This is a genomic window from Roseateles sp. P5_B10 (assembly GCF_056400485.1).
On sequence record NZ_JBFULE010000168.1, the window covers coordinates 1 to 8,535 of the forward strand.

Sequence of the window (8,535 nt, forward strand, 5' to 3'; positions counted from 1 at the left end):
ACAGCAGCCGGCTTGTGCTGGCATACTCAAAACGACAAGCACCGGCCCTCCCGGTGCAGGCGCCCTCCCGGGGCGCAAGCCGCGCGATCCATGCCCCCACTGCCTTCAGTCACCAAGGCCTTCATCCTGGCCTGTGTCGGTGCTTTCTGCTTTTTCTACCTCTTCCCCGGATTGGCCTACTGGTTCCAGCTGTGGCCGCTGAACTCGGGCTTCTTCATGCCCTGGCAGCTGCTGAGCTATGCCTTCCTGCATGGCAGCTTCGAGCATCTGCTGTTCAACATGCTGGGCCTGTGGATGTTCGGCGGCGAGCTGGAGCGCGTCTGGGGCGCGCGGCGCTACACGCAGATGCTGGTGGCCAGCGCGCTGAGCGCCGCCGTCGTGCAACTGATATTCACCTGGGTCATCGGTGCCCAGTCCCCCACCGTCGGGGCCTCCGGCGCGATCTTCGGCCTGCTGCTGTCCTTCGGCATGCTGTTCCCCAACCGCATCATCGTGCCGCTGATCCCGCCGATCCCGATGAAGGCGAAATACTTCGTCGCCATCTTCGGCGGCCTGGAACTGATCCTGGGTTTCAGCGGCAGCAGTGGCATCGCCCACTTCGCCCACCTGGGCGGCATGCTGGGCGCGTGGCTGTTGATCCGCCACTGGCGCTCGCCGCGGCGGCGCGGCTAGAGGCCTTCTTTCGGCGTCGGGTAGCGCAGCGCCAATCGCAGCTCGTGCCTGAGACGGGCATTGCTCAACCGGCGTGATTCGCTCCAGAAACTCAGCTGCATGGCACTCATGGTTTGGGCTGCTTCAGCACGCGTGATGCGCACGGGCCGCGGCAGACCACCGAGGTCGGCGGCCAGGTCGAAGTAGTCGCCCATCAGCAGCTGGCTGTCGTCGCAGACATTGACGGCGCGCTGCGGCAGGCCGCGCAGCAGCGCCAGCAGGCAGGCATGCGCCAGATCATCCGCATGGATGTGGTTGGTGTAGACATCCTCCTCCCGTCTCAACACCGGCGTGCCCCGCGCCAGGCGCTCGCGGGGGTGGCCCCCTTCGCGGTCGCGTGCATAGATGCCGGGAATGCGCAGCAGGCTGACACGCGTGCCGTGACGGCGACCAAAGGCGCGCAGCTGGGCCTCTGCATCGACACGTCGGCGGGCACGGTCGGTCGCCGGGTTCAGTGCCCGCGTCTCGTCGATGAAGGCACCACCGCAGTCGCCATAGACGCCGGTCGTGCTCGCGTAAACCAGCGCCGCGGGCGGCTTGCACGCGAGGGCAGCGAGCAGATGGCGGGTGCGCAGATCCGCCTCGCCGTCGCGGGCCGGTGGCGCGAGATGCAGCACGAGATTGGCCAGTCCAGCCAGGCGCGCCAGCGTCGCCGCGTCATCGAGATTGCCAACCAGCGGGACGGCTCCTGCGGCCCTGAGCTCCGCTGCACGGCTTGCGCTGGACGTCAGTGCAAAAACCCGCCAGCGGCCCGCGAGCAGCTTCAGGACGCGCAGGCCGACGTCGCCGCAGCCAATGATGAGGAGTCGTGGGGTCAAACCGGCCTCGGGCAAAATGGCGGGCAGTCTACGGCCCCGGAAATGTCTGCGGGGCCGCTGCTTTTTGGAAGCCATGTCCCATCAGATCACCATCCAGCCCGCCGGCCGCGTCTATCAGACCGAGGGCGATGACACCCTGCTTGCCGCCGCCATCCGCAATGGCGTAGGCCTGCCTTATGGCTGCAAGGACGGCGCCTGCGGCTCCTGCAAGAGCAAGCTGCTTGAAGGTGCCGTCATCCACGGCAACCACCAGCCCAAGGCGCTGACCGCCGAGGAAGAGGCCGCCGGTTATGTGCTGACCTGCTGCGCCCGGCCGCAGACTGACTGCACCGTCGAGGCCCGCACGGTGCCTGGCGCCGGCGAGTTCCCGGTGCTGAAGCTGCCCAGCCGCGTCATCGCCATACTGCGCCCGGCGCCCGACGTGGCGGTGCTGACGATGCAGCTGGCGGCCAACCAGAACTTCCAGTTCCGCGCCGGCCAGTACGTCGAGTTCATCCTGCGTGACGGCTCGCGCCGCAGCTACTCGATGGCCAATGCGCCGCACAGCCTGCCTGGGCAGATCGAGCTGCACATCCGCCACATGCCCGGCGGCAAGTTCACCGATCACGTCTTCGGTGCGCTCAAGGAGAAGGACATCCTGCGCATGGAAGGCCCATTCGGCAGCTTCTTCCTGCGCGAGGACAGCGACAAGCCCATCGTGCTGCTGGCCAGCGGCACCGGCTTTGCACCCATCAAGGCCATCATCGAACGGGCCCGCCACATCGCGTCGAGCCGGCCCATGGTTTTGTACTGGGGTGCGCGCAAGCAGGCCGACCTGTATCTGAACGACTGGGCGGCGCTGATCGCCTCGGAATGGCCGCAGCTGACCTATGTGCCGGTACTGTCCGAGCCCGACGAGGGCTGGACAGGCCGCACGGGGTTCGTCCACCGCGCCGTCATGGAAGACTTGGCCGACATGACGGGCCATCAGGTCTACGCCTGCGGCGCGCCCATCGTGGTCGAGTCGGCGCAGCGGGACTTCGTCGCGCAGTGCAACCTGCCGGCGGAAGAGTTCTACGCGGACGCGTTCACGTCCGAAGCGGACAAGCACTGAGATGTTCGAGCCGCCGTGGACACCCGCTGCTGAACTGGTCGACGCGCTGAAGCGCGATGGCGAGGCCGTGCTGGCGCCAAGTTCGCTTGGCGTGCTGGGCGCCTCTGCCGACGACCTCGACACCCTCAAGCCCTGCTGGGACGACCTGCCGCCCGATGGCTACCTGCGCGACGGCGGCCGCTACCGCTTCCGACGCCACGGCTGCTTCGTCGCCGACGGCGACACGCTGACTCTTCAGCCCCACCGCGCCCACTGGCAGCCGCTGGACTACAACGCGCTGCACGGCGGCATCCAGCGCTGGTTCGTGCCGCTGGCGCAGGARATGGTCAATTCACCTGCCTGGACGGCGCTGCTGCTGGGGTTGGCGAAAACGGCGTCGGCACTGAAGGGCGAGCAGGCCTGGTTCATCGAGGCCCACCCTTTCCGCATCGACACCAGCGATGGCATCGGCCGCCCGACGCCCGAGGGCGCCCACCGCGACGGCGTCGACCTCGTAGCCGTGCTCTTCGTCGGCCGCCAAGGCGTCAAGGGCGGCGAATCACGCGTCTTCGACGCCGCCGGCCCGGCGGGCCAGCGCTTCACGATGACCCAGCCCTGGACGACGCTGCTGCTGGACGACGCCCGCGTGATCCACGAAACCACCCCCATCCAGCCCGTTGTGGCGGGCGAACGCGGCTGGCGCGACACCCTCGTCATCACATTAAGAGGCGGCGGATTCCAGGGTCCGTAGAATCCCGAACGGCCACGCCAAAAGCGTGGCCGTTCTTCTACCTACTGCCGCGCCAAAAGCGCCGACCGTCATGAACCCGACCTCCCTCTTCGGCCTGCCCGAGCAGTCCCCGCACGAGCGCGTGCTGCTCGCCACCGACCCGGCCACCGGCCTCAAGGCCATCCTGGCCGTGCACAGCACCGCTCGCGGGCCCGCCTTCGGGGGCTGCCGCCTGTGGCACTACGAATCCGAAGCCGCCGCGCTGAACGACGCGCTGCGCCTGTCCCAGGGCATGAGCCTGAAGAACGCGCTGGCCGACCTGCCATTCGGCGGCGGCAAGRCCGTCATCCTGAAGCCTGAAGGCGCCTTCGACCGCCCTGCCCTGTTCGCCGCCTTCGGCCGCGCCGTGCAGTCGCTGGCCGGCGCCTACATCACCGCCGAGGACGTCGGCACGACGACCGCCGACATGCGCGGCATGCAAGCCCAAACGTCCTTTGTCAGCGGCATCCCGCGCGAAGGCGCCTTCGGTGGCGACCCCAGCCCCAAGACGGCCTGGGGCGTGTTCGTTTCCATCCAGGCTGGCGCCCGCCTCGTGCTGGGTCGCAACTCGCTGGAAGGCGTGCGTGTCGCGCTGCAGGGCCTGGGCGCTGTCGGCTGGCACCTGGCCGAGTTCCTGCACAAGGCTGGCGCCAAGCTGGTCGTGGCTGACGTGGACGCCGCCAAGGTCGAGCGCGCTGTCGCGCAATTCGGCGCCACGGCCGCCAGCGTGGCGGACATCCTGGCCGCCGACGTCGACGTGCTGGCGCCCTGTGCGCTCGGCGCTTCCCTGAACGAGAAGACGGTGCCGACGCTGCGTGCCAAGCTGATCGCCGGCGCGGCCAACAACCAGCTCGCCACGCCCGATGACGGTGACGCACTGCAGCGCCACGGCATCTGCTACCTGCCCGATTACCTGGTGAATGCCGGCGGCATCATCAGCGTGGCTCGCGAGTACCGCGGTGAGGGCGAAGAGACGGCCGTGATGGCCGAGGTGAGCAAGATCGCCGAGCGTGTCGAAGAGCTGCTGCAGCGCGTGCAGACGGCCGACTCGACGCCCGCTCGCGTCGCCGATGACTGGGCCCGTTCCAAGCTCGTCCGCCTGCCCTAAGTCCATCCCTGCAATGGCCGGGCGGTGGCGCCCGGCCAACATTTAGAGAGCCCTCTCAAGTCCAGGGTTTGTCTCGACCGGTTTGTCCTCATGGCGACACGGCGGCTGCGCACAATCTGCGCCGGTTACGTACGATTACCGGAGGCAAACCCTATGCGACGCACTACACGTCCAACCCGCGCGCTGCGCCCCTTGCTGGCAGGTATCGCCCTGCTGCCCCTGGCCCTGACGGCCCATTCAGCCGGCTACCGCTTCGGCACCCAGAGCGCCGCCGCCGAAGGCACCGCCAACGCGAACGCGGCTGAGGCCGCCGACGCCAGCACGCTGTTCGCCAACCCCGCCGGCCTCACGCGCCTGACGGGCTGGAACTTGTCCGGCGTCGTGGACTACGTCGACCCAAAGACGCACTTCACCGACCAGGGCTCCTATATCTCCCTGCCCGGCTCTGGTCTGGCGCCGCGCTCGACGGGCACCGTCGGCGACACGATGAGCTTTGCCAAGGCCGCGGTCGTGCCCCATCTCTATGCCGCCTACAAGGCCTCCGACACGCTGGCCTACGGCCTCGGCGTCTTCGTGCCCTGGGGCACCAAGCTCGACTACCGAGCTGACTGGGGTGGCCGCTACAACCTGCAGAAGGTCGAGCTGAAGTCCATCTCGATCAACCCCAACGTCGCCTGGAAGACCTCGCCCGAGCTGTCGCTCGCGGCCGGCCTGAACATCCAGTACATGGAAGGCAAGCTGCGCCGCGCTGTGCCCTACGCCTCCGTCTACGCCGCCGGCCTGCTCAACGCCGCCCACCAGGCGGCCGCCGCTGGCGCGCCGGGCCTCGCGCTGCAACTGCAGCAGCAGGCCGCCACGGTCTTCGGCAACCCGGCCTATGACGGCTCCATCGCCGTCGAGGGCAAGGACTGGGGCCTTGGCTTCAACCTCGCCCTGCTGTGGGAGCCCGCTGCCGGCACGCGCATGGGCCTGAGCTACCGCAGCAGCGTCAGCCACAAGCTCAAGGGCAGCGCCGACTGGACCCAGCCCACCAACCTGCCCGCCGAAGTGCTGGCCGCCATCACCGCCAAACCCTACAACGGCGTCTCGGCCCTGGACCACAACGACTCCGACGTCAGCCTCTCGGTGCGCACGCCCGAGTCGCTGTCCATCCACGGCTTCCAGCAGCTGACGCCGACCATCGCCGTGATGGGCGACTTCACTTTCACGCGCGACTCCCGCCTGAAGCAGCTGCGCATCGATTTCGCGAACAGCACGGCCGACTCCACCACCGCCGAGCACTGGAAGGACAGCACCAAGGTCTCGGTCGGCGCCCAATGGCAGGCCCTGCCTGCGCTGCTGCTGCGGGCTGGCTACAGCAAGGATCTGTCGCCCGTGCCCTCGGCGACGCGCAGCCCGGCCCTGCCCGATGCCCACCGCACCTGGCTCGCCCTCGGCGCCAACCTGGCCCTGATGGACAACGCCAGCATCGATTTCTCCTTCGGCAAGGTGAAGCTCAAGGACGCGGCGATGAACGCGACCGACGACGGCGACGGCGAGCAGCCCTGCAACTGCGCCTACTCGACCGCACGCGGCAACTACGCCTCCAAGGCCACCATCTTCGGTGTCCAGTTCAACTACAAGTTCTGAGGAGGCGACACATCATGGATCGCCGCAGTTTTCTCCGCCGCAGCGCCGCGCAAGCCGGCGCCCTGATCACCGCCTCCACCGCCCTGTCCAGCCTCGTCGGCTGCGGCGGCGGTGGCGATGCGGGCGCGCCCATCGAGCCCTTGCCCGCCACCTTCCCAGGCAGCAGCACACCGCTGCCGACGACGGCCGCCGCGAGTGGCACGTTCAAGTTCCCGCAATCGGTGGCCTCGGGCGACCCCAAGCCCGACGGCGCCGTGCTGTGGGCCCGCGTCGTGCCGAGCACGGCCGATGACGTGACCAGCGCCACTGGCGCCGGCAGCTACAGCGTGACACTGAAGATCAGCAGCGCCGCCGGCAATGCCGCCCTGCTCGGCACGACCTCGACACTGGCGGGCACGGCCGACGCTACCGCCGACGTGCCGGTCTACGAGTTCTACGACCACACGCTGCGCCACCGCATCAGCGGCCTGCAGCCAGCCACCGTCTACTACTACCAGTTCACTGCCGGCAGCAGCGTGTCGCGCATCGGCCGCTTCAAGACGGCGCCCGCGGCTGACACCGATATCAGCGCGCTGAACTTCGCCTTCGTGTCCTGCCAGGACTGGAACGTGAACCACTGGGCCGGCATGGACATGCTGGCCACGGAAAACATCGATTTCATCGTCCACCTGGGCGACTACATCTACGAGGCCGTCGGCGCCGACTACCAGGCCGGTGGCGTCGAGAGCGCGCACGCCGCGCTGACCCTGCCCAACGGCACAGCCCTGCCCACCGGAGGCAAGTACGCGACGACGCTGGGCGACTACCGCTACCTCTACAAGCGCTACCGCACCGACCGCCGCCTGCAGAACCTGCACGAGCGCTTCGCCTTCGTGGCCGTCTGGGATGACCACGAGTTCAGCGACGACTGCTGGCAGGACCGCGAGACCTACGACAACGGCACGTTCAACGCGACGACGCAAGTCGGCGACAACACGGCCCAGACCTCGCGCCGCCTCGCGGCCAACCAAGCCTGGTTCGAGAACATGCCGGCCGACATCAGCTTCACGCTGGACCCGGGCCAGGGCATCACCGGCATCCGCATCTACCGCGACCTGAAGTTCGGCAAGCTGATGCACCTGATCATGACCGACCAGCGCCTGTACCGCGCCGACCACCTGATCCCCGAGGYCGCGCCCAGCCCGCTGACCGGCCAGGCCGTCGGCAGCATCGGCGCGCGCTACATGGTGCCGCAGGCGACGCTCGCCGGCGTCGAGGCCGCCAAGCTGGCCGCTGGCGCGTCGCTGCCCGACCCGCTGGCCCTCGTCAGCATGCTGGGCGGCGCGCAGCGCCAGTGGTGGGTGCAGACGATGGCGGCGTCCACCGCGCTGTGGAAGATCTGGGGCAACGAGGTTTCGCTGCTGCGTATGGGCATGGACGGCAACAAGATCCCCAGTGCGCCGGCAGCCTTCAAGGCCAAGTTCGTGCTGAATGCCGACCAGTGGGACGGCTTCAACGCCGAGCGCAAATACCTGATGGGCCAACTGCTGAGCAAGGGCGTGAAGAACGTCGTGGCCGTCACCGGCGACATCCACGCCTTTTATGCCGGCGTCGTGATGGCCGACTACGACGCCGCCACGCAGGTGCCGGCGATGGTCGACCTCGTCACGGCAGGCGTGTCCAGCAATTCCAACTTCAGCTATTTCTACACCGAAGCCAGCAAGCCGACCTTTGCCGCGCTGAAGCCGCTGGTGGCCACGAGCGAGGCCGAGTCTGAAGGCATCGCCATCCAGATCCTGAGCGCGGCCATCGCCATCGCGGCGGGCGTGACCGACCTGACCAACACGGCGGCCATCCAGGCTGCCGTGCAGGGTGCCGTCCTGGCTGGGCTGGTGCCTGCCGCAGCCTTCGCGCCGACAGCGTCGCTGTCCAAGGCCGTCATCGTCACCTTCGACGAAACGCAGGCTGGCACCATGGGCACCATCATCGCGGGCACGATCGCGGGCCTGGCAGCCGCCGGCAAGTCGGTCGCGGCGATGACGCTCTACGGCCTGATCCAGCAGAAGCTGGCCGCGGCCCTGGGCATCCCGGCCAACTTCGTGCCGGCGTCCGAGATCGTCAAGCGCCTGAACCCGTTTGCAGACCCGACGACGGCCGTTGCGCCGCCCGTCAACAACCCCTGGATCAAGCATGTCGACAGCGACGCCCAGGGCTATGCCGTCGTGTCACTCAGCAAGACCGAGTTGATCTGCACGTTCAAGAAGATGGCACGCCAGGTCGGCGGCACGGCGCCGGCGTCGCCGGTGGCCGCCGTCAGGACGGTTCGCGTCGCCGCTGGCGTGACGGATGTGGCCGTGATGGCCGGACTCTGACGCGGCCGTCCGCACGAATCAGAACGCCCGGCAATGCCGGGCGTTTTCCTTTGCCGCGCCACGCAGCTGGGCACCTG

At 68.3% G+C, this 8,535-nt stretch carries 7 protein-coding genes; 6 read left to right on the top strand and 1 reads right to left on the bottom strand.

Features of this window, described 5'->3' with window-relative positions:
• Positions 1–90 precede the first annotated feature (90 nt).
• Complete coding sequence (locus AC1DU6_RS12830; RefSeq protein ID WP_056196285.1) at positions 91–672, top strand: rhomboid family intramembrane serine protease; 582 nt, start codon at positions 91–93, stop codon at positions 670–672.
• Here the strand turns inward: AC1DU6_RS12830 and AC1DU6_RS12835 are convergent.
• Complete coding sequence (locus AC1DU6_RS12835) at positions 669–1,604, bottom strand: NAD-dependent epimerase/dehydratase family protein (RefSeq protein WP_477857574.1); 936 nt, start codon at positions 1,602–1,604, stop codon at positions 669–671. The genes AC1DU6_RS12830 and AC1DU6_RS12835 overlap by 4 nt on opposite strands.
• Here AC1DU6_RS12835 and AC1DU6_RS12840 point away from each other — a divergent pair.
• From AC1DU6_RS12840 to AC1DU6_RS12860, 5 genes are all read left to right on the top strand, one after another.
• Positions 1,603–2,622, top strand: coding sequence for a CDP-6-deoxy-delta-3,4-glucoseen reductase (locus AC1DU6_RS12840; RefSeq protein ID WP_457323163.1), 1,020 nt, complete (start codon positions 1,603–1,605; stop codon positions 2,620–2,622). The two genes, AC1DU6_RS12835 and AC1DU6_RS12840, sit on opposite strands and share 2 nt — an antisense overlap.
• A 1-nt stretch (position 2,623) precedes the next feature.
• Complete coding sequence (locus AC1DU6_RS12845; protein ID WP_457392294.1) at positions 2,624–3,352, top strand: 2OG-Fe dioxygenase family protein; 729 nt, start codon at positions 2,624–2,626, stop codon at positions 3,350–3,352.
• A 70-nt stretch (positions 3,353–3,422) separates the two neighbouring features.
• Complete coding sequence (locus AC1DU6_RS12850) at positions 3,423–4,478, top strand: Leu/Phe/Val dehydrogenase (RefSeq protein ID WP_477857576.1); 1,056 nt, start codon at positions 3,423–3,425, stop codon at positions 4,476–4,478.
• Positions 4,479–4,631: 153 nt separating this feature from the next.
• A complete protein-coding gene (locus AC1DU6_RS12855; protein WP_477857578.1) occupies positions 4,632–6,107 on the top strand; it encodes an OmpP1/FadL family transporter in 1,476 nt (491 codons plus the stop codon).
• Between the two features lie 14 nt (positions 6,108–6,121).
• A complete protein-coding gene (locus AC1DU6_RS12860) occupies positions 6,122–8,458 on the top strand; it encodes an alkaline phosphatase D family protein (protein WP_477857579.1) in 2,337 nt (778 codons plus the stop codon).
• The last annotated feature ends 77 nt before the right edge of the window (positions 8,459–8,535 follow it).